Here is a 23,932-nt window from a genome sequence, read left to right as displayed (position 1 = left end):
GTTTTGGTCCGATGCGGCCATTCAGGCCGCCAGCAGCGCCGCCACCATACTCGAGCTGTTCACACCTCGGCTGATCCATGTTGCCTGCACAGCGTGGTACAGGTCGGGTTTGCCACTCCACACCGTGGCTGCGGGCCTGTTGTCCGCGTCGAGTTCGTGATGCCAGGAGCCGTCGACGAGGTCGATGAAGGAGTCGGCGGCAATGTCCCACCAGGTGCGATAGTCGTTGTCGTAGCGGTCTTCTCCGGTCCGACGACCCAGTGTCGCGGCGGCCGCGATCGCCTCGCACAACACCCAGTGCAGACGCTCTCTCACTACCGGTCGCCCAGTCCAGTCGGTGGTGTAGACGAAGCCAGGCGACGGGCCGCCGGGTTGCCAGCCGTCCTGCGCCGCGCGGTGATACAGCGACGCGGCGGCGGCAACGTAATCGTGGCCACCAGGGCTATCGGCCACGAGACTCGCCTGCACGAGCAGCCGCGCCCACTCGAAACCGTGCCCCACCGTTGCTCCGTAAGGCTTGAACTGGTTTGCTGTGTCGCCGCTGTTGTACTCGAGCATCGGCTGCCATTCCGCAGTGAAATGCTCGGGAATGCGATTCTCGTTCGCCTGTGACCAGCCGATCACGTTGTCGCAGATGCGTACTGCCCTGCTTCGCCAGACCTCGGGCGCACCCGCATCGGCCGCCGCCAGCAGCGCCTCGACCATGTGCATGTTGGCGTTGATTCCGCGATAGCCGTCGAGCGCGGTCCAGCTCGCATTCCAGGTGTCTGCGCACATGCCGTGGTTCTCGTCCCAGAATCGCCGATCCACGACCTCGAGGGCTTCGTCGAGAAGCCCCCGTCCACTGGGGTGTCCCGCCGCTGCGGCTGCGGCTGCAGCCAACACTACGAAGGCGTGCGTGTAGGCCGTCTTCGTCGCATCGGGAGACGAGGCGTCGGCGCTGGACTCGAACCACCCGCCGTTCGTGCTGTCCCGCAACGTCGTCAGTAGACCGTCGAACACTCGATCGGCTTTCCTACGAGACCCCGGATACCCCTGCATCGAGGCCAGGAAATGCACGTGCGCCATCCGAGCAGTGATGTAGGTCAGGGCCGGATGGCTCAGGTCCGGATGTCCGCGGTCGTTCAACCACGCCGCTCCCCCGGCAGGATGCTCGAGCGAGCTACCGAACCGGAGGAGCCGAGCCGATTCTGTGTCGAGCCACCGCTGGTGCGCGGGCAAGGTCCACCACTGACGACGATCACCGGATGTCATGAGCCCATTCTGCGCGATCGGGCCGGACGACAGGTCTGCTTACCGAACCACCCTGTACCGCAGATACATCCAGCCCGACGTGGGGAAGTGCCTCTGCTCTTCCAGCACCAGGTTCAGTCGGTGCCCCACGGGGAAGTACGGCTTTCCACCACCCAGGATGGTCGGGACGACAATGAGCTCGAACTGGTCGATCGAGTCGAACAACGATGCGGCCAACGACGCGCCGGCGACGGCCAACGTGCCCTCGGTCTCCCGTTTCATTCGCTCCACTTCCGCGACGGCGTCGGCACTACGGACCAGCCGGCAACCGTCGGGCACGGAAGTGAGGGTGTCCGAGAAGACCACCCGGGGAGTTGCCTTGTACAGCTCGGCGAATTCGGCTTCGACGGGGTCGCCGGCCGCCCGTTCCGGGTCGGTCCAGTAGTCCTCCATGGCCTCGTACAGCCGCCGTCCGAACAGAAAGACGCTCGTCTCCACGGTCTGTCGATTCGAGAACCGATGCGATTCCTCGTCGGGCATCGAGTAGTCGAGGCTGCCGTCGGGATCCTCGATGTAGCCGTCGAGGGAAACATGCAGGTTGTAGGTCAGAATCGCCATGTCACTCCAAAGGTCGGGTGGGTTTGCCGGTATCGACCTCCGCACCGCCGAGAAGTCACCGGCCTATCCGCGGTTTCAGTCCAGAATCGCGGTTGCTTCCACCTCGACCCGCACGTCCGGTTCGAAGAGGTAATCCACTCCGATCAACGACGCAGGCGGCATGGGAGTCGGCAGTCCGATCTCGTCGGCGACGCGCGTGACGCCGTCCATGAACTCACCGATCAGCTCGGGAGCCCAGTGCGTGACGTAGAACGTCAGCCGCAGTACGTCCTCGAATGTTGCTCCTGCACCGGTCAATCCGATCGCGGTATTGCGCAGCGCCTGCGCAACCTGACCGGCGAGGTCGTCGGTATCGATGGCCGACCCGTCCTCGTTCCGGGCGATCTGACCGCTGACGTGGACGTGTCGAGAACCCTGACCCACCGCCACGTGGTGATACGGGGTGGGTTGCATCATTCCGGGCGGGGTGAATCGAGTGACGCTCATGGTTGGTCCTTCGTCGTAGAAATTCAGGTATAACGTTGATACCTGGTACACAAAGGACACTTCAAGGGAACCTGGTTTCATGACCGATACCGCCGACGGCACCGCAGAACTCACGATCACTGCCCCGCACCGCGAACTGTTGGATCAGGTGCTGGACAAATGGTCGCTGCAAGTACTCAACGAATTGTGCGAGCGCCCCTGCCGATTCAACGATCTCCGCCGCGGGATTCCCGAGGTGACTCAGAAGTCCCTCACCGCAACGCTGCGGAAGCTCGAACGCAACGGAATCATCGAACGCACGGTGCTGAGCACCCGCCCGGTGGCGGTGGAATATCGAATCACTCCCCTGGGCAAAACGCTTCGAACTCCCGTCGACGTCCTGCTAGCGTGGGCAACCACGCACATGGACGACATCGACCGAGCGCGAGACCGATTCGATGCCCTGTGACGGTTCACGTCCAGTACAGCAGCTGCGCGTCGGGCAGAACGTCGCGAAGTTCGTCGACGAACCAGCTGCGCATCTCGGCCATCGTGTCCTTCGGATAGACGTATTTCACGCCGCCGAACTTGTTTCTCTTCGCTGTGCGCGCGCCCTCGTCCATCTCCAGTTTCGTTCCCGGATACCAGCTCAACAACACATCCTTGCTCGACGGCGTGAAGCGGTGAGTGATGATTTCGGCGGTCAGATCGAGATCGGTCACATCGCGCAACGCGTCGGAGACATTCGCGAGCAATCGACCGTACTGCTCGCGCCACTGCGGGATCGGCATGATCGGCGCGATCGTCAACCCCACTCGGTAACCGGCCAGTGCCAACTGCCGCAGAGCTTCTATCCGAGCCGGCATACGTGCCGTGCCGCCCTCGAACCGGTGCGCGATGTCATCGGCGTTGACCGACAGCCGAACTCGCGTTCGGCGGCCGTGGTCGAGCGTCACCAACTCGCGGACGTCGTCGAACTTGGTGGTGAAACGCAGCGATACGTCGTCGCCGTACACGCCCGCGCCCACTCTGCGAACGGCCTCGGCAAGAGAGCCCGTCACGTGTTCGATCCCCAAAGGATCGGTGTAGCAGGATAACTCGAATGTGGTGCCTTCGTGCCCGCGCTCATCGGTGCCGGAGGTGATGGAACCGCGGCCTGCGTGAGTGCCGATACCGGCCAGCACGTCGTCGAGGTTGGCGAAGACCCTGGTGATCGGCGGACCGGACAACGAGCCCGCGAGATAGCAGTACTGGCAATGCGCCGGGCATCCCTTGGCCAGGTCGATCCGCCAGTCCGCGCTCGGCGGAATCGGTTGCGGTTTCAGCACACTCGGCGGGGCGACCACCACGGCCATCGTCGACTTGGCTCGTGCGTAGGTCTCGCGCTCGGACTCACCACGCAGTCCGGTGAGGCGGTCACCGGACAGAATGTCGATGTCGGCGACGCCTGCTGCTTCGCACCGACGGAGAATTTCCGCGGTGTGGGGTAACTCGGACGCAGACTTGGTGACCAGGACACGCGAGGGTGTCCAGAGTCGAGTGGGGGCAACCAGAAGATCATCCATTACTCGTGTTCAACGCGTCGCAGCGTGCAATGCTTCCCGGTTACCGCAGCTCGGGCGAGAAATTCGTCGAGCACGCCCAGCAGGGCACGTACCGCCGCGCTCGGAGCGCGAGTCGACGAGGTCGCAACCGCGAGCGGCCACGTCAGATCCACTTTCGACACCGTGGTGACGACCACACCGCTCCGCTCGGTCAGGACGAACCGGGGTAGCAGCGATATCCCGAGGCCGTTGCGGACGTAGGCAACGCCGGTGGAGATATCGGTGATTTCGATGCTCACGCGTCGTTGCAATCCCGCGTCGGCGAACGCGCGGTCGGCCACCGCGCGATTTCCGAAGCCGATCGGCGAGTCGATGAAGTCGTACGGTGCAATGTCGTGCAGCGTCAAGGACTCTCGTTCGGCCAGGGGGTGGTCCGACGGGAGCACCAGATCCAATACCGACGACGCGAGTTCTCGCACGTCGATCCCGGCGGGCCGTCGGCCGGAGTCGGAGACGAACGCGAGGTCCAGTCGGCCGTCTGCCACCGATTCGAGTAGCCCCTGAGTGCCCGACGGCGCTGCGCCGGTGATGAGCTGGACGTGCGGAAACCGGCGGTGGTACTCGCCCAGCAGACCGGGAAGGTCGATCAGCTTGATCGAGGTCAACGTGCCGATTCTGACGGTGCCGCGCAGGCCGCCTCGAACGTCGTCGACCGCATCACGGGCATCGCGAGCGGCATCGAGGACGACCCGAGCACGGGGAAGCAGAGCCCGACCGGCCTCGGTCAGCAGGACACGCTTGGAGTTGCGATCGAGCAGCGATGCACCCAGTTCTCGTTCGAGGGACTTGATCGCCGCCGAAACCGCTGATTGAACGATATGCAGACGGGCAGCGGCACGGGTGAAGTTCTGTTCTTCACTGACCGCGACGAAGTATTCGAGGTGGCGCAGCTCCATCCGTCGATGATCGCATATCGAGATAGTTGTCAGCGTTTTTCTTCGTTGGATCTGATGGTCGAGTCCGAGGACAGTCGTATCCGAACGAACAACACCGACATCGGAGAACGACATGTCCCACGACACCCTGCCCGCCGCTCCGCCGGCACAGACTCACTCACCGACCTCGACTCGTCGACACGGCGTCGGCTTCTGGGTGGTTGCGGCGGCATTCCTCACCGCGATGGCGTTCTCCACCGTGCCCAGCCCGCTGTACCCGCTCTATCAGGTGCGTGACGGCTTCTCGACGTTCATGGTCACGATCGTGTTCGCGGCCTACGCCGTCGGCGTGATCGTCAGTCTTGTTCTGGCCGGACATGTCTCGGACTGGGTGGGCCGGAAGAAGGTCTTGATCGCCGCGTTGCTGCTCGAATTGGTGGCTGCGGTCATGTTCCTCAGCGGCACTGCACTTCCTCTACTGCTCGTCGCACGGCTCATCACCGGACTCGGCGTCGGAGCACTCACCGCGACCGCCACGGCCTACCTGCACGAGCTGCATTCCACGCACCGGCCGACCGCGTCCGGCCAGCGATTCGAGAAGGTCTCCACCGCAGCGAACATCGGCGGACTCGGCGTCGGGCCGTTGGTAGCCGGGTTCCTGGCGCAGTTCGTCGCGGCTCCCCTGCACACCCCGTATCTGGTGTTCGCGGTACTGATCGTCGTCGCTGTCGTCGGTGTCGCGCTGGTACCCGAGACCGTGGCCGAAATGCCGGAGCGGCCCGCCTATCGCCCGCAGCGAATCAGTGCCGATCACGGTGATCGCGCCGGGTACTTCGCCGCTGCCGCAGCCGGTTTCGCGTCGTTCGCAGTGTTCGGTGTGTTCACCTCGGTGGCACCGGGATTCGTCGCGGGCACACTCGACCATCCGTCCCGCGCCCTCAGCGGTGCCACCGTGTTCGCGGTGTTCGGCACGGCAGCGCTCGCGCAGACGATGACCAGCCGCATGTCGAGTACAGCGAAACTCTCACTTGGCATCTCGGCCGAGGCCCTCGGTCTGATCGCGCTGGTGGTCGGAATGCACACCCTGAGCCTGCCGACATTCCTGGTAGGCGGTGTCGTGGCCGGAATCGGGGCGGGCGTTCTGTTCAAGGCCGCAGTGGGAGCCGTTGCCGCGATGGCGGCACCGGCCGAACGAAGCGAGGCCTTGGCCGGACTGTTCCTGATCGCGTACCTCGGCCTGGGCATTCCGGCCGTGGGAATCGGAATCGCCACCCTGTCGATGTCCGCAACCGCAGCCATGACCGGACTTGCGGCCTTGGTGCTGGTACTTCTACTGGGAGTGGCAACCCTGGCTCGACGGGCCTCGGCAACACCGCGGTGAGGCTCAGGGATTCCAGGTATCCGACGCGATCTCGGCAGGTCTGCCCAGCAGGTAACCCTGTCCCTGAACAGAATTGGGCAGCGCTTCGAGTTGATCGAGAGTTTCGATGCCCTCGACCACGCAGCCGAGTTTCAGATCGCGGGCCAAGTTGATGATTGCTCCGACGATGCTGCTGCTCGTCGCGTCACTGGTCATGCTGGAGGTGAACGACCGGTCTATCTTCACTGCGCTCACCGGCAGCGTAGCGAGGTATCGCAGGCTCGCGAAGCCCGTTCCGAAGTCGTCGATGGCGATTCCCACACCCAGCGTGCGTAATTTCGCCGAGCTGACGCAGGACCGACGAGCCGGAATCGAGCAACACGGACTCGGTGAGCTCGAGAACGAGGTCCCCCGGAGCCATGCGATGCCGCTCGAGGGCTGTTTCCACTGCCGCACAAATGTCGACGTGTTGAGCCTGTCGGGCACTGAGATTCACGGCCATCGTGACGGGCTCGTCGGACGCGGAGGTAGGCGGGTTCTCGGATCGCCACCGCGCGAGGGTGCCGAGAGCGTCGTCGAGCACGCGCTCACCCAGATCGGAAATGAGCCCCGTGTCCTCGGCCACCGGGATGAATCTGTCGGGTGAAATCGCTGTGCCCGTGCTGTCCCGCAGGCGAGCGAGCGCCTCGAAACTGACGAGTCGCCGACTGCCGAGATCGTAGACCGGTTGGTAGGCCACACCGAATGTCGCGGAACCGCCCCGATCAGGATCGAGCGCGTCCCTCAGGGTCTGTTCGATGTACGCACGCTCGATCGCGTGCACCCGCAGCGCGTCGTCGAACAGTTCGATTCGGTCCTTGCCCAATTGCTTCGCCCGGTACATCGCGGAGTCCGCATCGCGCAGCGCTTCCTGGGCACTGACGCCCCGGCGGACCAACACCATCCCGACGCTTGCCGACACCACGTACTCACGGCCTCCGTACGCGATGGGCGCTGCGAGTACCGTCCGGATTCGTTCGGCAACCTGTGCGGCAAGTGCGCCGCCCGCAGGCTTGCCTGTCCCGTTCTCCGCAGGCAACGCATCGAGGACCAGAACGAACTCGTCGCCGCCGACGCGGGCGATCGAGTCCTCGGCTCGCAGCACCGAGCGCAAGCGGCGAGCGACCTCGACCAGCACGGCGTCTCCGGCCGCATGGCCACCGGTGTCGTTGATTCGTTTGAACCCGTCCAGATCGCAGAACAGCACCGCCGCGGCAGCGCCGGTGCGCGCACCCCGCTCGATCGCCGATCCGATTCGCTCCAGCAGCTTCATACGGTTGGGCAGACCGGTCAACGGATCTTGCAGGGCTGCACGCTCGAGAGCGCGCTCGGCTTCGACAACGTCGGTCACCTCCCGCACCACCGAGAGCACCTCCGCCGCTGAACCCGCCGGTCCATGTCGGAACGGGGTGGTACGCCGCGAAAGCCACCTCAGCGAGCCGTCCGCCGCACGCACCCGGTACCGGATGCTGACGCTCTCCCCATCCGGCAGGGAGGCAGCGTCCCGGTCCGCTGCCCGGACGACGTCGATGTCCTCGGACACCACCGACTCCAACCCGTCCTCGGGGGCGGCGGTGTCGCCGGGTGAGCCGTCCTGGTTCGGTCCGGTCAACAACGACCTGACGTTGCGCGAGGCCCACTTCACGGTCCCGGTCTCGACATCGGTGACGATGGTGACGTCCGGCGATGCCGTCAGCACCGCATCACGGAACGCGCGCGCCTGCTCGAGCTCGGCGCGCGCCTCACGCTCGGCAGTGACGTCCTCGGACAGCACCATCGCGCCGACGATTCGACCTTTGTCATCGCGCAGAGGTCTGGTCTTCACGGCGAAGATCGCACCCGTCCGGGAACCCACGGAGTCGAAGGACGATTCCTCCCCATCGATGGCCGCTGTGTAGAACGGCTTCAGCCGGGCATAGACCTCCGGCGGCACAGTGTCTTGCAGCAGCTGCCCCTCCATCCGCCGCGGGTCGTATCCTTCCGCCAGCAGTCCGGCACCTTCGACGAGGATGAATCGCAGGTCGCGATCGACGACCAGCACCGACGTGTGCGGGAGGTTCGCCGCCAGCTGCCGATACCGGGCCTCGCTCGCGTCGTCGAACATCGCAGGTGAGCGGAGCAACGGTCCGTAGAAGCGGCGCATCCCCAGGTAGACGACGCCGGCGAGTGCCGTCGAGGCCGTCACCATCACATCGACGGTCCCGCCCATCGACTCCCGCATCGCGTCCAGGGTTCCCATGCCGGAATCGGTACCGAGATGCGATGCGTGAGTGCCGAGCCCGGCCGTCAGATGCCACGCATGGATCAAATGGTGGGCGGCACACGTCGTGAAGATCGCAGCGGTGGCGACCGCGAGCCGGTTGGCGCGAAACTGCCCGGTTCGCAACAGCCCTCGGATGATGAACAGCACGATCCCCGAGTACGCAGCAGCGGTGATCCCGTTGAGGATCACCACCCAGAGCCACCCGCTCACCGCGATCGCTCATCGGCTCGATACACCGGGCTCACGAATCGGTTCGAGTCGACGACGAGCACGATGCGACCCCCCAGGTTCGTAGCGCGTTGCACAGAATGATCGGACCGGGACCGGAATTCGGTACTTCACCACCGAAGACCCGCATTGACCAGCGTTTCAGCACATTGTGTTTCGCGAAGGTTATCGCAGTTCTTTTTACACTGCTGCCGTTCGGGCAGCCGAGAATCGGGCGTTTCGCCGGATAATCCGTACCTTCGGTCCGCCGCCGAACGAACGCGATGCGTCGGGTAAGAAGCTCTCATGCCCTTCGCCGATGAACTACTCGGTCCGGACGCAGCCCACACGCTGTTTCGGACCATTCGTACGGCTGCTCCGAACGCGGATCTGTCGTCGCTTCGAGAGTCGTCGGACGGGTTGGGCCCACTCGCACTCCGAGCCCGCGCCGACCTGCTGCGTGACGCGCTACTGACAGGGCTGCCGGGCGACTACGCCCAGTTCGCTCGGACCATCCGACTGGCCGCTGCAGATCCCGACTTTCGAGGCTGGTCCATCTGGCCCGTGACGAGTGCTGTCGCATCGAAGGCCGTCGACGAGCGCACTGCGACCGCGTTCGACGACGGGATGTCCTTGCTCGCCGAGCTCACCGGCCGACTGACCTCCGAATTCGCCATCCGGACCTTCCTGCGAACCGATCTGGATCGGGCTCTCGCCATCGCGTCCGAGTGGACGCAATCACCGGACGAACACGTTCGCCGCCTCGCGTCGGAAGGCACTCGACCGTACTTGCCGTGGTCGGTGAGAGTGCCCGAAATACTTGCGCGCCCCGGCGTGACCGTGCCGATTCTGGACAGGCTGTACCGAGACGACAGCGACTACGTTCGGCGGTCGGTTGCCAACCATCTCAACGACTTCAGCCGAGACATCCCGGATGTCGTCGTCGGGACCGCGGCGCGGTGGCTGGGCGAGCCGGACGCCAACACCGACCGGCTTGCGCGCCATGCGCTTCGGACGGTGATCAAGAAGGGGAACACCGACGCGCTCGCGTTACTGGGTTTCGCCCCGGCCGAACTCGAGGTGACGGGCCCTGCCGTGGACGTGGCCGAGCTGCAGATCGGCGACAGCCTGCAGTTCACCGCGAAAATCCGCAACGTCGGCGTCGAGCCCGCACAGATCGCGATCGACTACGTCGTCCACCACACCAAAGCGAACGGCGGGGTGACAGGGAAAACGTTCAAGCTGACGACCAAATCGGTCGCGCCCGGAGAGAGCATCGAGGTAGCGCGCCGACACTCGTTCAGAACGTTGACCACACGCACGTACTACCCCGGCCCGCACTCGATCGAGCTCCAGATCAACGGTGTGAGTTACGGTCTCGCGGAGTTCGTGCTCGTCCGCTAGCCGCGAGTTTTGTACCACGCACATGCGGCACATCGGCTACGTCCGTACGGTCGATGAGGTGCGTGGACAGTGGCGGTGGCTGGCGGTGGTGCTCGGCATCGCCGTGCTCGTCGCCACGCCCTCGGTGATCGAGCGCCTGCCCGTCGCCGCGTCGGACATCGGTGCGGCGGAACTGCTGTCTCGGGTCCAGTCCTCCACCGCAACAACGTATTCGGGCTACGCCCAGGCCGTTGGCGGCGTCACCCTGCCGGTCACCGACGGACTCGGCGGCCTACCGGATCTGCTGGGCGACACCACGACCCTGCGCGCCTGGTACCGCGCCCCGGACAGCTTTCGAGTCGACACCGTCCGCCTGGCCGGTGAACGCGGTCTCTACCGGTCCCCGGCTCTGCTGTGGAGATGGGACTACGAACAGAACACGGCCGTGGAAACCCCGGTCCCCGAACCGAGCCTGCGTCTGCCGCGCGAGGCCGACCTGCTGCCGCCGGAGCTCGGGCAGCGGTTGCTCAGTGAGGCGACCACCGACGAGGTCACCCGGCTGCCGACCCGCCGAATCGCCGGCCGGGACGCCCCTGGCCTGCGGCTCGTCCCCGCCGAGCCGCAGAGCACCATCACCGAGGTCGACGTGTGGGCCGACCCCGACAGCGGGCTGCCACTGCAGGTCGACGTGCTCGCCGGCGGGGCCGCTCGGCCTGTTGTCAGCACTGCATTCCTGGACTTCTCATCCGAGATGCCCGATGCCGACACCGTCCGTTTCGTCCCGCCCCCGGGAACCGATGTGCAGCAGCAGGACGGCCTCGACATCGCCTCGTTCGCCGACGGGATCGACTCTCCCCGTCTTCCGTCGACTCTGTCCGGACTGGATCTGCGGGCCCGCGACGAACCGGGATCCGTCGGGATATACGGCCGCGGAGTGACCGAGCTGATCGCCGCTCCGCTGCCGCGTCGCGCCGCGCGCGGGCTCGTCGACCAGTTGCGGGCCGCTCCCGGCGCAGTCGTGACCGGCGACAGCGTCGCACTGTCGATCGGACCGCTGAACGTCCTGATCACCGAGCCCGCCGGAGACCGCCGCCGATATCTGCTCTCCGGCACCGTCACCGCAGAAACCTTGGCCACCGCCGCCCAGCAGCTCGAAGGAGCAGCCACATGATCCGCACGACCGGCCTCACCAAGCGTTACGGATCGGTGCGGGCCGTCGACGGCGTCGACCTCGACGTACGCGCCGGCGACATCTACGGCTTCGTGGGCGCGAACGGCTCCGGCAAGACGACGACCGTGCGGATGCTGCTCGGGCTGGTCCTGGCCACCTCCGGGCAGATGCAGGTGCTCGGCGAGGAGATGCCGCGACGACGCAGGAGCGTGCTGCCGCGGGTGGGTGCGCTGATCGAGAACCCCGCCGCCTACCCCAACCTCTCCGGACGCCGGAACCTCACGCTGCTCGACGCGGCCGGCCCCGGTGGTTCCCGACGTACCAGGACCGCCCGCGTCGGCGAGGCCCTCGAGCAGGTGGGCCTCGCCGGGGTCGGACGCAGGCCGGTCAAGCAGTACTCGCTCGGCATGCGGCAACGCCTCGGCTTGGCCGCGGCGCTCATGCGCACCCCCGAGCTGCTGATACTCGACGAGCCGACCAATGGCCTCGATCCACAGGGGATCCTCGAGATTCGAGAGTTGTTGCTGGACTTGCATTCCCGGGGCACAACCATGTTCCTCTCGAGCCACCTGCTGGCCGAAGTGGAGCAATTGTGCGACCGCGTGGGAGTACTCGATCGAGGTCGCCTCGTTCTGCAGGATCAGCTCTCTGCATTCCAACAACCCACCGGCCGAGTGCTCGTGCGTACCCCCGACCCCGCCGACGCGGTGACGGTCCTGTCCGATGTGGAGGACGCCACCGTGCTCGAGCGCGACGGGCAACAGCTCGTGATCGAACACCCTGATCCGGCCCTGCTCAATCGACTGCTCGTCGAAGGCGGGGTCCGGGTGAGCGAGTTGAGCCCGCAGCAGATGAGCCTCGAGCAGTCGGTGCTGGCGGTCACCGGTGCCAGCTCGGACCGAGTCGACGGTCCCGCTGGCCCTCGCGACGGTTCCGTCCGATCGGAGGTGACCGCATGATCGGCGTCGAACTGCGCGCGATGCTTCGCCGACCCCGCACCTGGGTCGTCATTCTCCTGCTGAACCTGCTGCCCACCATCGTCGCGGGCCTGCTGGCCCTCACCGACGTCGGTCCGCGTCCCGGCGACGGCCCTGCCTTCCTGTCCGCGGTGACCACGAACGGCCAGCTCTTCCCACTCGCCGCTCTCGCCATCGTGCTCCCGCTGTTCCTGCCCGTCGCGGTGTCGGTCATCGCCGGCGATTCCGTCGCCGGGGAGGCCCAGGCCGGCACCCTGCGCTACCTGCTGGCCCGCCCGGTGGGACGAACGAAGCTGTTGGTCGCGAAGCTGATATCGGTGGCTGCGTTCGTGCTGCTGGCAGTGGTCATCGTGGCAGCCGTTGCATACTTCGTCGGCACGACGCTGTTCGACACCACGTCGTTGGCCGGAGTGTCGAGCGTGTCCGGCACGGTACTGACCGACGAACAGGTCGCCGTGCGCACAGTCATCGCCGTGCTCTACGTGACGCTGTCGATGCTCGGAGTTGCCGCCATGGGGCTGTTCCTGTCGACCCTGACCGACTCGCCACTCGCGGCGACGCTGGGCGCGTTGGCCTTCCTCATCGCCAGCTCGCTACTGCTGACGCTGGACGCCGCCGACGCCATCGCGCCGTACCTTCCGACGCGGTACTGGCTGGCCTTCGTCGATCTCTTCCGCGACCCGGTGCCGACGCGGGACCTGGTGCGCGGCGTCGGTCTGCAGGGCGTCTACGTCGTCGTGCTCCTGGGGGCCTCGTGGGCGAATTTCACGACCAAGGACATCACGAGCTGAGACGGCTGCAGTCGGCTGCGCCGAGCTCGACGGTAGAGCTGCCGTCCAACTGGGCCGAGACCATCGCGCCGACGAGAGGATCACGGGGCAGGTTTCCGTGGTCGACGGCCGAGTCCGCGCACACGCTCTGGACGGGGATGTCGATCGCGCCGTCGAGTTGGGCCGAGTTCGGCGGGGTCACCACCTGATCCAGTTCGGTCCAGATCGACACCCACTGCGGCCCGTCCGGCGTCTCGTCGCCCGAGTTCAAGCCGGCCAGCACGGAGCTGTTCGGGGCCAGCTGTTGGCAGGCGATCGGGCACCGGTCGGGCAGGACCTGGGCAGCCAGACCCGCCACCTGGGTGCCGTGGTGCGGGGAGCCGAGGGTCACGATGCGTCGAGCCTGCTCGGCACCGCCCAGATCGGCAGCCCAGATCCGGGCCACCACCCCGCCGGCGGAATAGCCGACGACGTCGACCGAGGTCGCTCCCGTCCGAGTCAGAGCCGCGTCGACGGCGTCGCGCAGCGTCTGCGCCTGTGCGGTCAGGTCGCCGACGCCACCATCGGGCAGGGCCACGACGGTGGCGTCGCGGCCGTTCTCCCGTAGTTCCGCCGCGAGCACCTCGAGAGCATCGGTGGATCCGCCGAACCCGGGGACCAGTAATACCGGGCCGGGAACCGACTGGTCGACGCTCGCGACGGGGTCGTTCGTGGACCGCGATTCGACGAAGGCCGCCACGGCCACGACGAGCCCGATCAGGACGAGAGCGAGTACGACGTACGCGAGGCGACGACGGGCCGGGGCGAGGGAGGCGAACACCTCGTCCAGTGTGCCCGTCGACGGTGGTGCGGAAGGTCAGGGTGTCTGCGGTTCAGCTTTTTATGGCGGTGATCGCGTCGACAGCGATGACGACGGTGACGTAGGGAGACCCTGTGGGGACTTCGGTGAGGGCGACGGTGATGAAGCCACCGTCCTCATCGTTGTTGTCCACGGCCCCGATCTTGCCGACATGCTGGTGTCCGTCGATGGTGCTGATTCGGACGGGGGTTTCGGTGTCGGACTAGTTGGTGAAGATGACGGCGTCGATCATGTGGGTGTTCCTGTTCGTTCGGTGATGGATGTCGCGGGGTCCGCGACGCTGACGAGTCCGACGCTCACCGGAGCGGAATACGAAAAAGCCCCTCACAGATTTGTATCGGTGAGGGGCTGAGTCTGAGCCGCCTAAGAGAATCGAACTCTTGACCTTTTCATTACGAGTGAAATGCTCTACCGACTGAGCTAAGGCGGCGTGCCTTTCGGCGTTGGTGAGTCTAACGGAGCATCGGGTCGAAACGAAAATCGCCCTCCCTGACGGTCAGCCCGCGAGGCCGAGTCCTTCCGCAGGCCCGCCGAGGATCGTCTTGACGTGCCTGGTCAGGTCGTCGGCGAGCACTTCGGTCTCCCCCGCCTCCAGGGCGTCGAGCACCTGGCGCACCACGTCGCGTGGGTCGTTCTTCGGGACGTCGAGTTCGGCGATCATGTCGGTGTCGGTGTACCCGAAATGCACCCCGACAACGAGGGTTCCCTGCGGTGCGAGCTCGAGCCGGAGCGAGTTGGTGGCCGACCAGATCGCCGCCTTCGATGCCCCGTAGGCACCTGCACCGCCGAGCCACGACAGCACCGAGTGAATGTCGACCAACGCCCCGCCGCCGTTTGCCTTCAGTATCGGAGCGAACTCTTGCGCGATTCGCAGCGCGCCGAAGACATTGGTCTCGAACACCGCGCGAATGTCGTCGATCGACGTCGTCAGCAACGGTGTCGTTCCGGGAGCGCCGGCGTTGTTGAAGACGATCGACACATCGGACGCGATATCGGCAAGTGCGGCAACGGAATCCGCGTCGGTGACATCGAGAGCAACGGGAACCACCCGAGGATCCGAGTCCTCTCGCGGGCTCCTCGCAGTCGCGTACACCTTCGTTGCCCCACGCTCGAGCAATGCGTCGACTGTCGCCTTGCCCAGACCGCGCTGACCGCCGGTCACCAATACCGTTGCTCCCGAAACAGACACCATCGAACTCACCCTTACGACAGAGGTTAAATGCTTTTGACTCTGTCAGTAGTAATTGACCAGTTCGACATAGTCAAATACTGTTCACTTATGTCACAGTCGCCGACGGAGCGCTTTCACCTCGCACCGGCACCCGCCGGACTGCAGGTGGTTCAGAATCTGCTCAACACGCGAGCCATCGACGCGTACGGCCTCCCCGACCTCCTAGCGGACGGGAAGGCAGCATCGCTCGTGTGGGAGACCGCGCTGTCGGACGACGATGCGGCCACGCTGCGGGCTCTGCGCTCGGATGTCGAAGCGGCCATTGCCGGCGACCTGCCCACGCGTCCGGCCGTCCGAGCGGAACTTCTACCGGGCGGCGACGGCACCGTACGACTGATGCCGACCGGCACCGGGACCGACTACATCGCGTCGAGAATGTGGTCCGAAGTGCTTCTCGCCCAACAAGCGGACACGTGGCGTCGACTCAAGCGATGCAAGAACGAGGCATGTGGATCTGCCTTCTACGACCGCTCCCGCAACAACAGCGGCGTCTGGCACGACGTGAAGACGTGCGGCAATGTCGCCAATCTTCGCGCTTCGCGGGCGCGGAAAAAAGCGATGGACTAACGCAGGACATCCCCGAGCGTCGCGACCATCGCATAGATCGCAAATTTGGGTTTTGCGTTGACAGCCAACGACTCTCGGCATTCGAGGATCGCCTCGATACTTTTCAGCAGAGCCTCGGGCGGTACGGCCTTTGCCATTCGCTCGACCTGCTCGGCCATGTCGGGGTGCGTAGCCGTCGCGGTCGAGCCGTACGAACGCGCGAGCGCGTCGCGGTACAGGCCCACCAGGTCCATCAACGCCCGGTCCAGCGAGTCGCGGCCGGTTCTGGTGGCGCGAGACTTCTGCCGCTTCTCGAGGTCCTTGAGCACTCCGGCCGAGCCACGCAATGCTCCGGCAGCGCCCTTACCTGTACCTCCAGCTCCGAGGGCCGTGCGCAATTCCTCGGTCTCGGCCTCGTCACGAGTGGCACTCATTTCCTTGGCCTCGTCCTCGGCGGCCTTCACCAGTTCCTCGGCTGCGAGGTATGCCTGATTGGGACGGGCCGCGGCCGACGCCAGGGCAAGTGCCCGCTTGCGTCGCGCCCGCGCGTCCTCGTCGGTGGCGAGTCGGCGTGCTCTGCCCACGTGGCCGCCGCTGATCGACGCGGCCCACTCCGCGGTCTCGGCGTCGAGCTTGTCGCGGGTCTGCAGCACCTGCGCGATGGCAGGCACCGTGGGCGTCACCAACGAGACGTGCCGGCAGCGTGAGCGCAGCGTCACCGAGATGTCCTGCGGATCGACCGACGGAGCGCACAACAGGAACACCGTCCGAGCGGGCGGCTCCTCGACGACCTTGAGCAGCACGTTTCCGGCACCCTCGGTGAGTCGATCGGCATCCTCGACGACGACCACCTGCCACAGACCGGTGCTCGGCCGACGCGACGCGACCGAGACGATGTCTCGCATCTCCTTGGTACTGATGCTCAGACCCTCCGGGATGACGCGTCGCACATCGCCGTGAGTGCCTGCCATCGTCGTCGAACACGCCTGACAATGCCCACACCCCGGAATGCCCTCGGTGGTGCACTGCAACGCCGCAGCGAAGCACAGGGCGGCGATGGAACGCCCGGACCCGGGAGGGCCGGTGAAGAGCCACGAATGCGTCATCGCCGACGAGTCGACGCCCGTACGAGCAGCCACTGCTGCAGCCGTCAGATCGGCCTCGACATCTTCCTGACCGACCAAACGATCGAACACACCCGCCATGCTGGCAACCCTAACGGTTGGGACCGACTACTCCCGGCGCACTGTTCCCGGACACTGCCGAACTCGAAGCTGTGGACGTGATCGCTGCCGATTCCATCCACAACTTCGAGTTCGCGAGCTACTCGCCGTCGGTCTTCTTCGCCGGTGCCTTCTTGGCAGCAGCCTTCTTCGTCGTCGTCTTGGCCGCCGTCGTCTTCGTGGCGGTCTTCTTGGCTGCAGCCTTCTTGGCCGGAGCCTTCTTCGCAGCAGCCTTCTTGGCCGGAGCCTTCTTCGCAGCGGCCTTCTTCGCCGGAGCCTTCTTCTTCACCGGGCCACGAGCACGCCTGTCCGCCAACAACTCCGACGCGCGATCGTCGGTGATCGTCTCGACCTCGTCGTCCTTGCGCAGACTTGCGTTGGTCTCGCCATCGGTGACGTACGGCCCGAATCGACCGTCCTTGATCACCATCGGCTTCTCACTGATCGGGTCGACGCCCAGTTCCCGCAGCGGCGGCTTGGCCTCGCCCTGACGGCCCCGACGCTTGGGCTCGGCGTAGATCTTCAGAGCCTCTTCGAGACTGACCGTGAACATCTGATCCTCGTCGGCGAGCGAGCGAGAGTCGGTGCCCTTCTTCAGATACGGGCCGTAGCGGCCGTTCTGCGCGGTGATCTCTTCCTTGGACTCGGGATCGACACCGACGACGCGTGGCAACGACAGCAGCTTGAGCGCATCCTCGAGCGTGATCGTCGCCAGATCCATCGACTTGAGCAACGAACCGGTCCGCGGCTTGGGGCCGGTGGCCTTCTTCGCTGCAGCCTTCTTGGCCGGTGCCTTCTTGGCCGCGGCCTTCTTCACCGCAGTCTTGACGCCACCGCCGCCATCACCGTCGTTGCCGGACGGCACCGGGACGATGTCGGGCTCGGGGGGCGTGGGTTCAGGTTCCGGCTCGGGCAGGATCTCGGTGACGTAGGGCCCGAAACGGCCTTCCTTCGCCACGATGTCGTGGCCGGTCAGCGGATCCACACCGAGCTTGCGGCCCTCTTGTGGTGTGGCGAAGAGCTTTTCGGCGAAATCGATCGTCAGCTCGTCCGGCGGCAGATCGTCGGGCAGGTTGGCGCGCTGGCTGATCGGATCGCCGTCCGGATCGTCGTCGTTCTTGACCATGCGCTCGAGGTACGGACCGTAACGGCCCACGCGCACATGGATTTCGCGCCCCTCGGAGTCGTCGAACAGACGAATCGAGTTGATGGTGCGCGCATCGATGTCTTCGAGGTTCTGGCCCACCATCTTCTTCAGGCCACCCGAGCGCGCCACCGAACCTTCGGCACCGGTCTCGCCGCCGAAGTAGAAGCTCTGCAGCCAATCTCCGCGCCGCTCACGGCCTCCCGCGATCGCGTCGAGATCGTCTTCCATACCTGCGGTGAAGTCGAAGTCCACCAGACGCCCGAAGTGCGCTTCCAGCAACGCAATCACCGAGAACGCCACCCACGACGGCACGAGAGCGCTGCCACGCTTGTAGACGTAACCGCGGTCGAGGATCGTCTTGATGATCGACGAATACGTCGACGGCCGACCGATTCCCAACTCTTCGAGCGTCTTGATCAGCGACGCCTCGGTGAATCGAGCAGGCGGGTTGGTGGTGTGACCGTCGGGATCGAGCTTGGTGGCCGTCACCGCCTGGCCGGCCTTCAACGCGGGCAGACGCGACTCGGCGTCGTCGGTCTGACCGCCTGCCTCGTCGTCGACGCTCTCGACGTAGGCCTTGAGGAAGCCCGCGAACGTGATGGTGCGACCCGACGCGGAGAACGTGCACTCCTCGCCGGTACCGGCGGTTCCGGTGATGCGCAGCGTAAGCGTGGTGCCGCGTAGATCGGCCATCTGCGACGCGACCGTGCGCTGCCAGATCAGCTCGTAGAGCCGGAACTCGTCGGTCTGCAGCGCCGAATGCAGCTGCCCGGGAGTCTGGAACACGTCACCCGAGGGGCGGATGGCCTCGTGCGCCTCCTGCGCGTTCTTGACCTTGCGGGTGTACTGCCGCGGAGTGGGGTGCACGTACTCCGGGCCGTACAGCTCGGTCGCCTGCGCCCGTGCCGCGGAGACCGCAGACGCGGACAGCGACGTCGAGTCGGTACGCATGTAGGTGATGTAGCCGTTCTCGTACAGACGCTGCGCGACACGCATGGTCCGCTCGGAACTGAACCGCAGCTTGCGGCCGGCCTCCTGCTGCAGCGTCGACGTCATGAACGGCGGGTACGGCTTACGCGTGTACGGCTTGTCCTCGGCGGACGCGACGGTGAGGTCGACGCCTTCCAGCGCGTCGGCGAGGCGTCGGGCATGCGGTTCGTCGAGAACGGTGACCGACTCGGTCTTGAGCTTGCCGTCGGGACCGAAGTCGCGGCCGGCGGCGACGCGGTTGCCGTCGACGTTGACCAGCCGAGCTCCGAAACTGCGCGGGCTCGCCTCGGCCCCGGCGTCGAGGGTGGCAGAAATATCCCAGTACTCGGCGCTACGGAACGCCATCCGCTCGCGCTCACGCTGGACGATGATGCGGGTGGCCACGGACTGCACACGGCCTGCCGACAGCTTCGGCATGACCTTCTTCCACAGCACCGGGCTGACCTCGTAGCCGTAGAGACGGTCGAGGATGCGGCGGGTTTCCTGTGCGTCGACGAGGTCTTGGTCGAGGTCGCGAGTATCGGCGGCGGCCGCGAGGATCGCCGGCTTGGTGATCTCGTGGAAGACCATGCGCCGAACGGGGACTTTGGGGTTCAGGGTCTCGAGGAGATGCCAGGCGATGGCCTCACCCTCGCGGTCGGGGTCAGTGGCGAGATACAGCTCGTCGGCGTCCTTGAGCAGGCTCTTGAGCTCTGCGACCTTGCCCTTCTTCTCGGGCGAGACGACGTACAGGGCCTCGAAGTCGTGGTCGACGTCCACGCCCAGACGTGCCCACGGCTCGCCCTTGTACTTGGCGGGCACGTCGGCAGCACCACGCGGAAGGTCGCGAATATGGCCGACCGAGGCCTCGACGACATAGTTGCTCCCGAGGTAGGGAGCGATCTTTTTGGCCTTGGTCGGAGACTCGACGATGACCAGACGACGCGGCTCGGCGGAGCTGTCCCCCGAGCCGTTGTTACGTGCTGCCACCTTGCTGCCGAACCTTCCCTAGTGCGTTTTCACAAGCAGATTTGCCTGCCCCACTCCTAACAGACTGACATACGTCGAGCAAATACTCGCAGATCAGTCATTCATCCTCCTACTCAGCGTGGGGCCAATTGGTACGTGCGTCCACATTCGCAGGAGCCTCGCCGACGTTCTCGGTGAGGCGCAACAGCCGACGTCGGCCGGTGATTCGAAGGCCGGGATTGGACCCGCGGGTGCCGATCAGAGTCGGCGCGATGCCCGCGCGCATCAACGATTGAGCGAGGACCGCATGAGTCTCCGGCGCGTGCGGATCGAGGCCGAGTACGTAGCGTTCCCCCTCCGCCTCGGGACGCCCCGACGCGAGCACCCATGCCCGCAACTCCCGAGAACCGGGCACCCACCCGGGAGGCACGGCCTTCACCGCGCCCTTGGTCCACAACGACGCCAGCGCGGACAGTTCCGGAACCGACGCGGTGCGGACGAGAGGACGGTCTTCTTCGGACCGTCCCAGCTCTGCCGACAGACCACATTGTTCGATCAACTCAGCAATGGCATCGGCCCGCCACTGCGCGTCGACGACGACAGAGATGCGTGCCGATCCCGAGGACGTGACGACATGGCCGGTGGCAGCCAGCAGTCCGCTGAGATCGGTCACCGCGGGCGGCAACGACTCGGCAGAGAAGAAGGACAGCTGGTTCACAGCATGGACATTAGGACATCGACACCGGCAGAGACTGCTTTCGACTCTTCCTGGTGGTTCGCCACGAACGAAACATCCCCCTTTCTCGAACGGCTTTTGACGGCCGATCGAGAAAGGGGGATGAAGGTTCTCGTCTCCGAGGAGAAAAGAATCAGACTGCGCGAACGCCCGTTGCCTGAGGACCCTTGGTGCCCTGGCCGACCTCGAACTCGACGCGCTGGTTCTCCTCGAGGGTGCGGAAGCCGCTGCCCTGGATCTCGGAGTAGTGAACGAAAACGTCAGCGGAGCCGTCTTCTGGTGCGATGAATCCAAAGCCCTTTTCGGCGTTGAACCACTTCACAGTTCCCTGTGCCATGCTTTTCCTTCTCTTTCTAACACCGGATTCGATGGAGCGCACTTTCGATCCATCGGGCCGGTTCCGACCGCTGCACTTGTACGAATCCCCCTCAGGATTCCCCCTGATGGACGAGCTCTCCCAGTACCGCGCCCGCAACATAAGATCCTGCGAAGCGTAGAACGAACACAGAAGCTGCGACCGCGTCAAGTGAACCATGAACTCCGCGTTCGCAACAGTCGAAAACCGACCCTTTTCGAACAAATTGCCCGTCTTGTAACAACACACAACGCCGGACGGGTGGAATGCGGCTCTCACCAGGGGTCGAGCCGCTCGTTTCGGGTCCGCGATAGCATGAGGACCCCAGGTCGCGTAAAGCCCAGGAGTGGAGCCTGCGGAACGACCCAGCAAGCCCGAAGGGCTGGCCAGTAGATCGAACGAATGCATGGAGAGCGGCAGTGAGCGAGAAGCATCCGCACGACGGTGCGGATGTCCGGAGTTACGGGCAGCGGCTGCTGGATCGAGTGTTGGCCGGTACCCCCGCCGACGACGGCCCCGTCACGCACGTCGCCGAGATGCCGGCTCGGTCGTCCAGTTTTGCACCATGGCCGTCGTGGGTCGGCCCGGAAGTGGTGCAGGTGATCACCTCTCGGGGCATCGCACAACCGTGGACGCATCAGGCCCGGGCCGCGACGCTCGCCGCCGAGGGCAGCCATGTGGTGCTCTCGACGAGTACCGCGTCGGGCAAATCGTTGGCCTATCAGCTGCCCATTCTGACGACGCTGGCCGCCGACGCCCGGGCGACGGCTCTGTATCTCGCACCGACCAAGGCCCTCGGAGCCGATCAGCTACGCACCACCATCTCGATCACCGACGAGTTACGTTCGCTGTCAGACGATCTCGCCGAGGTGTTTCCCAGCTCGTACGACGGCGATACCCCGATCGAGATTCGGCAGTGGGCCAGAACCAATGCGCGCTGGATCTTCACCAATCCCGACATGTTGCACCTGGGCATCCTCGGCGCGCACGAGCGATGGTCGCGTTTCCTGCGCAACCTGCGCTACGTGGTAGTCGACGAATGTCATTACTACCGAGGTGTTTTCGGCTCCAACGTCGCCCTGGTACTCCGTCGGTTGCGACGCCTCTGCGCGCGCTACGGAGCGTCTCCGGTGTTCGTTCTCGCCAGTGCCACGACTTCGGAGCCGGGACGCGCTGCCGGTCGACTCATCGGAGCGCCCTGCGAGGAGATCACCGAGGACGGCTCGCCCCACGGAGCGCGTACCGTCGCACTCTGGGAACCGCCGCTGCTCAAGGAGATCACCGGCGAGAACGGTGCGCCGGTACGCAAATCGGCGGGGGCCGAGGCGTCGCGCATCATGGCGGATCTGTTGATCGAGGGTGCGCGGACACTCGCGTTCGTACGGTCCAGGCGCGGAGCCGAGGTCACTGCGTTGGGGACCCAGAGAATTCTCGCCGACGTCGATCCGCAACTGGTCCGACGCGTCGCCGCTTATCGCGCAGGCTATTTGGCCGAGGATCGTCGCAAACTCGAACGCGACCTGTCCGACGGCACCCTGCTGGGAGTGGCCACCACCAACGCACTCGAACTCGGCGTCGACATCGCCGGTTTGGACGCCGTCATCGTCGCCGGTTTCCCGGGGACCGTCGCGTCGTTCTGGCAGCAGGGTGGGCGCGCCGGACGACGCGGAGAGGGCTCACTGTTGGTACTCGTCGCACGCGACGACCCATTGGATACCTACTTGGTGCATCACCCGGCAGCCCTGCTGGACAAGCCGGTCGAGGCAACCGTCACAGACCCGACCAATCCGTATATTCTTGCTCCCCAATTGCTTTGCGCCGCAGTCGAACTACCGATCACCCTAGCCGAGGCCGAAGCACTGAGCGCGGAATCGGTACTCGAAGAGCTCGAGCTCAAGGGCTACGTGCGCAAGCGTCCCCACGGGTGGTTCATCACCCCCGAGGGGCAGCAACTGTCTCCGCACGGTGCGGTCAACATTCGCGGCGGCACGGGCGTGCAGGTCGCCATCGTCGACGGCGAGTCCGGCCGCATGCTCGGCACCGTCGACGGCGGACGTGCCCCTGCCACAGCACATCCCGGTGCGGTGCACATTCATCAGGGCGAATCCTTCGTGGTCGACGAGCTCGATCTCGAGGCCGGCCTCGCGCTGGTGCATGCCGAACAACCCGAGTGGAACACCTCGGCGCGCGAGATCACCGACATCGCGATCACCGCGGTGCACGAATCCGTCGACTACGGCGAGGTCCGCGTCGCGCTGGTGCAGGTGAACGTCACCCATCAGGTGGTGGGATATCTCCGACGCCTCCCCTCGGGCGAGGTCCTCGATTCCATCGAACTCGACATGCCGGCGCAGACCCTGGACACCCGCGCCGTCATGTACACCATCACCCCGGAGTTGTTGGAGCACAGCGGTGTTCCGTTCGAGCGATTCCCCGGATCGCTGCACGCGGCCGAGCACGCCGCCATCGGCTTGCTGCCGTTGGTCGCGACCTGCGATCGATGGGACATCGGTGGAGTGTCGACGGCATTACACCCCGACACCGGGCTCCCGACAGTCTTCGTTTACGACGGTTACGACGGCGGAGCAGGCTTCGCAGACCGCGGACACGTGGCCATCGCCGACTGGCTCGCCGCCACCAAGGACGCCATCGTCTCCTGCGAGTGTCAGACCGGTTGCCCGTCATGCGTGCAATCCCCGAAATGCGGAAACGGTAACGACCCCCTGGACAAAGAGGGTGCCGTTCGAGTGCTGACCGCAGTGTTGGCGGCGATTACTCGGGAGCCGTGAGCCTCGGGTTCGGCGCAAACGCGCGCGCATTTGTCATACGCGCGCAAATTGCCGGGGTTTGGCGGCGAATACGACCCATTTTCAGCAAAGGCGCGCGCGTTTGCGGTATGGGGACACACCACCGCCCTGGACACCCTGCCGCG

21 protein-coding genes and 1 tRNA gene are annotated in these 23,932 nt (G+C 65.4%); 8 read left to right on the top strand and 14 right to left on the bottom strand.

Translation table 11 applies throughout. The annotated features are described in order from the left end of the window. Positions 1-21: 21 nt before the first annotated feature. From AB0O58_RS06800 to AB0O58_RS06790, 3 genes are all read right to left on the bottom strand, one after another. Positions 22-1,254: an AGE family epimerase/isomerase gene (locus AB0O58_RS06800; RefSeq protein ID WP_032373821.1), complete on the bottom strand. Its 1,233-nt coding sequence runs from the start codon at positions 1,252-1,254 to the stop codon at positions 22-24. Positions 1,255-1,293: 39 nt separating this feature from the next. Then, complete coding sequence (locus tag AB0O58_RS06795; protein WP_027494440.1) at positions 1,294-1,851, bottom strand: dihydrofolate reductase family protein; 558 nt, start codon at positions 1,849-1,851, stop codon at positions 1,294-1,296. Between the two features lie 75 nt (positions 1,852-1,926). Further along, positions 1,927-2,337 (bottom strand): RidA family protein, encoded by a 411-nt coding sequence (locus AB0O58_RS06790; RefSeq protein ID WP_032399624.1) that lies wholly within the window; start codon positions 2,335-2,337, stop codon positions 1,927-1,929. Positions 2,338-2,416: 79 nt separating this feature from the next. Here AB0O58_RS06790 and AB0O58_RS06785 point away from each other — a divergent pair, with 79 nt between their 5' ends. After that, entirely contained in the window at positions 2,417-2,785 is a 369-nt protein-coding gene (locus AB0O58_RS06785) for a helix-turn-helix domain-containing protein (protein WP_032364524.1), read from the top strand. A 4-nt stretch (positions 2,786-2,789) separates the two neighbouring features. Here AB0O58_RS06785 and AB0O58_RS06780 read toward each other — a convergent pair whose 3' ends face one another. After that, positions 2,790-3,881 (bottom strand): spore photoproduct lyase family protein, encoded by a 1,092-nt coding sequence (locus AB0O58_RS06780; RefSeq protein ID WP_032384035.1) that lies wholly within the window; start codon positions 3,879-3,881, stop codon positions 2,790-2,792. Next, on the bottom strand, positions 3,881-4,816 hold the full coding sequence (locus AB0O58_RS06775; protein ID WP_366238033.1) for a LysR family transcriptional regulator: 936 nt from the start codon (positions 4,814-4,816) through the stop codon (positions 3,881-3,883). Before AB0O58_RS06775 ends, AB0O58_RS06780 begins: the two co-directional genes overlap by 1 nt. Positions 4,817-4,928: 112 nt before the next feature. Here AB0O58_RS06775 and AB0O58_RS06770 point away from each other — a divergent pair, with 112 nt between their 5' ends. Next, entirely contained in the window at positions 4,929-6,176 is a 1,248-nt protein-coding gene (locus AB0O58_RS06770) for an MFS transporter (RefSeq protein ID WP_094717162.1), read from the top strand. A gap of 3 nt (positions 6,177-6,179) precedes the next feature. On the opposite strand, the gene AB0O58_RS06765 is transcribed toward AB0O58_RS06770, so the two are convergent. Beyond that, positions 6,180-6,476 (bottom strand): EAL domain-containing protein, encoded by a 297-nt coding sequence (locus tag AB0O58_RS06765; protein ID WP_155289532.1) that lies wholly within the window; start codon positions 6,474-6,476, stop codon positions 6,180-6,182. Continuing rightward, positions 6,361-8,667 carry a diguanylate cyclase gene (locus AB0O58_RS06760; protein ID WP_366238032.1) on the bottom strand — a complete coding sequence of 769 codons (2,307 nt, stop codon included), beginning with the start codon at positions 8,665-8,667 and terminating at the stop codon, positions 6,361-6,363. Before AB0O58_RS06760 ends, AB0O58_RS06765 begins: the two co-directional genes overlap by 116 nt. 303 nt (positions 8,668-8,970) lie before the next feature. On the opposite strand from AB0O58_RS06760, the gene AB0O58_RS06755 reads away from it, so the two are divergent. From AB0O58_RS06755 to AB0O58_RS06740, 4 genes are read left to right on the top strand one after another with little or no spacing between them, the layout of a single operon-like run. After that, positions 8,971-10,068 carry a DNA alkylation repair protein gene (locus AB0O58_RS06755; RefSeq protein ID WP_287452671.1) on the top strand — a complete coding sequence of 366 codons (1,098 nt, stop codon included), beginning with the start codon at positions 8,971-8,973 and terminating at the stop codon, positions 10,066-10,068. 58 nt (positions 10,069-10,126) lie between these two features. After that, a complete protein-coding gene (locus tag AB0O58_RS06750; RefSeq protein ID WP_283550647.1) occupies positions 10,127-11,218 on the top strand; it encodes a hypothetical protein in 1,092 nt (363 codons plus the stop codon). Beyond that, a complete protein-coding gene (locus AB0O58_RS06745) occupies positions 11,215-12,177 on the top strand; it encodes an ATP-binding cassette domain-containing protein (RefSeq protein ID WP_283550648.1) in 963 nt (320 codons plus the stop codon). Before AB0O58_RS06750 ends, AB0O58_RS06745 begins: the two co-directional genes overlap by 4 nt. After that, positions 12,174-12,986 carry an ABC transporter permease gene (locus tag AB0O58_RS06740; protein WP_032399632.1) on the top strand — a complete coding sequence of 271 codons (813 nt, stop codon included), beginning with the start codon at positions 12,174-12,176 and terminating at the stop codon, positions 12,984-12,986. The genes AB0O58_RS06745 and AB0O58_RS06740 overlap by 4 nt, the downstream gene beginning before the upstream one ends. Here the strand turns inward: AB0O58_RS06740 and AB0O58_RS06735 are convergent. The 3 genes from AB0O58_RS06735 to AB0O58_RS06725 form a co-directional block, all read right to left on the bottom strand. Then, a complete protein-coding gene (locus tag AB0O58_RS06735) occupies positions 12,976-13,785 on the bottom strand; it encodes an alpha/beta fold hydrolase (protein WP_032399633.1) in 810 nt (269 codons plus the stop codon). The two genes, AB0O58_RS06740 and AB0O58_RS06735, sit on opposite strands and share 11 nt — an antisense overlap. A 396-nt stretch (positions 13,786-14,181) precedes the next feature. Next, positions 14,182-14,254 (bottom strand) — tRNA-Thr (locus tag AB0O58_RS06730). Between the two features lie 66 nt (positions 14,255-14,320). Further along, a complete protein-coding gene (locus tag AB0O58_RS06725) occupies positions 14,321-15,016 on the bottom strand; it encodes an SDR family oxidoreductase (protein ID WP_032399634.1) in 696 nt (231 codons plus the stop codon). Positions 15,017-15,103: 87 nt separating this feature from the next. Here AB0O58_RS06725 and AB0O58_RS06720 point away from each other — a divergent pair, with 87 nt between their 5' ends. Beyond that, a complete protein-coding gene (locus AB0O58_RS06720) occupies positions 15,104-15,622 on the top strand; it encodes a CGNR zinc finger domain-containing protein (protein WP_032399635.1) in 519 nt (172 codons plus the stop codon). Here the strand turns inward: AB0O58_RS06720 and AB0O58_RS06715 are convergent. The 4 genes from AB0O58_RS06715 to AB0O58_RS06700 form a co-directional block, all read right to left on the bottom strand. Continuing rightward, entirely contained in the window at positions 15,619-16,806 is a 1,188-nt protein-coding gene (locus AB0O58_RS06715; RefSeq protein ID WP_032386020.1) for a DNA polymerase III subunit delta', read from the bottom strand. The genes AB0O58_RS06720 and AB0O58_RS06715 overlap by 4 nt on opposite strands. Positions 16,807-16,924: 118 nt before the next feature. After that, positions 16,925-19,930 (bottom strand): type I DNA topoisomerase, encoded by a 3,006-nt coding sequence (topA, locus tag AB0O58_RS06710; RefSeq protein ID WP_027494469.1) that lies wholly within the window; start codon positions 19,928-19,930, stop codon positions 16,925-16,927. A gap of 109 nt (positions 19,931-20,039) precedes the next feature. Next, entirely contained in the window at positions 20,040-20,627 is a 588-nt protein-coding gene (locus AB0O58_RS06705) for a hypothetical protein (RefSeq protein WP_032364537.1), read from the bottom strand. 151 nt (positions 20,628-20,778) lie between these two features. Continuing rightward, a complete protein-coding gene (locus AB0O58_RS06700) occupies positions 20,779-20,982 on the bottom strand; it encodes a cold-shock protein (protein ID WP_005248460.1) in 204 nt (67 codons plus the stop codon). Between the two features lie 437 nt (positions 20,983-21,419). On the opposite strand from AB0O58_RS06700, the gene AB0O58_RS06695 reads away from it, so the two are divergent. After that, positions 21,420-23,789 carry a DEAD/DEAH box helicase gene (locus AB0O58_RS06695; RefSeq protein WP_052061346.1) on the top strand — a complete coding sequence of 790 codons (2,370 nt, stop codon included), beginning with the start codon at positions 21,420-21,422 and terminating at the stop codon, positions 23,787-23,789. Positions 23,790-23,932: the final 143 nt, after the last annotated feature.

The organism is Rhodococcus sp. NPDC080181, assembly GCF_040702225.1.
GTDB lineage: Bacteria > Actinomycetota > Actinomycetes > Mycobacteriales > Mycobacteriaceae > Rhodococcoides > Rhodococcoides fascians.
The sequence above is the reverse complement of the archived record's forward strand: the minus strand, read 5'-3'. Positions and strand labels throughout refer to the sequence as shown.

Excerpts from the sequence above, each read along its gene's own strand:
- AB0O58_RS06770 (WP_094717162.1), top strand. The coding sequence starts at position 4,929 with ATGTCCCACGACACCCTGCCCGCCGCTCCGCCGGCACAGACTCACTCA.
- AB0O58_RS06785 (WP_032364524.1), top strand. The coding sequence starts at position 2,417 with ATGACCGATACCGCCGACGGCACCGCAGAACTCACGATCACTGCCCCG.
- AB0O58_RS06740 (WP_032399632.1), top strand. The coding sequence starts at position 12,174 with ATGATCGGCGTCGAACTGCGCGCGATGCTTCGCCGACCCCGCACCTGG.
- AB0O58_RS06775 (WP_366238033.1), bottom strand. The coding sequence starts at position 4,816 with ATGGAGCTGCGCCACCTCGAATACTTCGTCGCGGTCAGTGAAGAACAG.
- AB0O58_RS06790 (WP_032399624.1), bottom strand. The coding sequence starts at position 2,337 with ATGAGCGTCACTCGATTCACCCCGCCCGGAATGATGCAACCCACCCCG.
- AB0O58_RS06800 (WP_032373821.1), bottom strand. The coding sequence starts at position 1,254 with ATGACATCCGGTGATCGTCGTCAGTGGTGGACCTTGCCCGCGCACCAG.
- AB0O58_RS06715 (WP_032386020.1), bottom strand. The coding sequence starts at position 16,806 with ATGGCGGGTGTGTTCGATCGTTTGGTCGGTCAGGAAGATGTCGAGGCC.
- AB0O58_RS06795 (WP_027494440.1), bottom strand. The coding sequence starts at position 1,851 with ATGGCGATTCTGACCTACAACCTGCATGTTTCCCTCGACGGCTACATC.
- AB0O58_RS06745 (WP_283550648.1), top strand. The coding sequence starts at position 11,215 with ATGATCCGCACGACCGGCCTCACCAAGCGTTACGGATCGGTGCGGGCC.
- AB0O58_RS06720 (WP_032399635.1), top strand. The coding sequence starts at position 15,104 with ATGTCACAGTCGCCGACGGAGCGCTTTCACCTCGCACCGGCACCCGCC.
- AB0O58_RS06755 (WP_287452671.1), top strand. The coding sequence starts at position 8,971 with ATGCCCTTCGCCGATGAACTACTCGGTCCGGACGCAGCCCACACGCTG.
- AB0O58_RS06780 (WP_032384035.1), bottom strand. The coding sequence starts at position 3,881 with ATGGATGATCTTCTGGTTGCCCCCACTCGACTCTGGACACCCTCGCGT.
- AB0O58_RS06700 (WP_005248460.1), bottom strand. The coding sequence starts at position 20,982 with ATGGCACAGGGAACTGTGAAGTGGTTCAACGCCGAAAAGGGCTTTGGA.
- AB0O58_RS06725 (WP_032399634.1), bottom strand. The coding sequence starts at position 15,016 with ATGGTGTCTGTTTCGGGAGCAACGGTATTGGTGACCGGCGGTCAGCGC.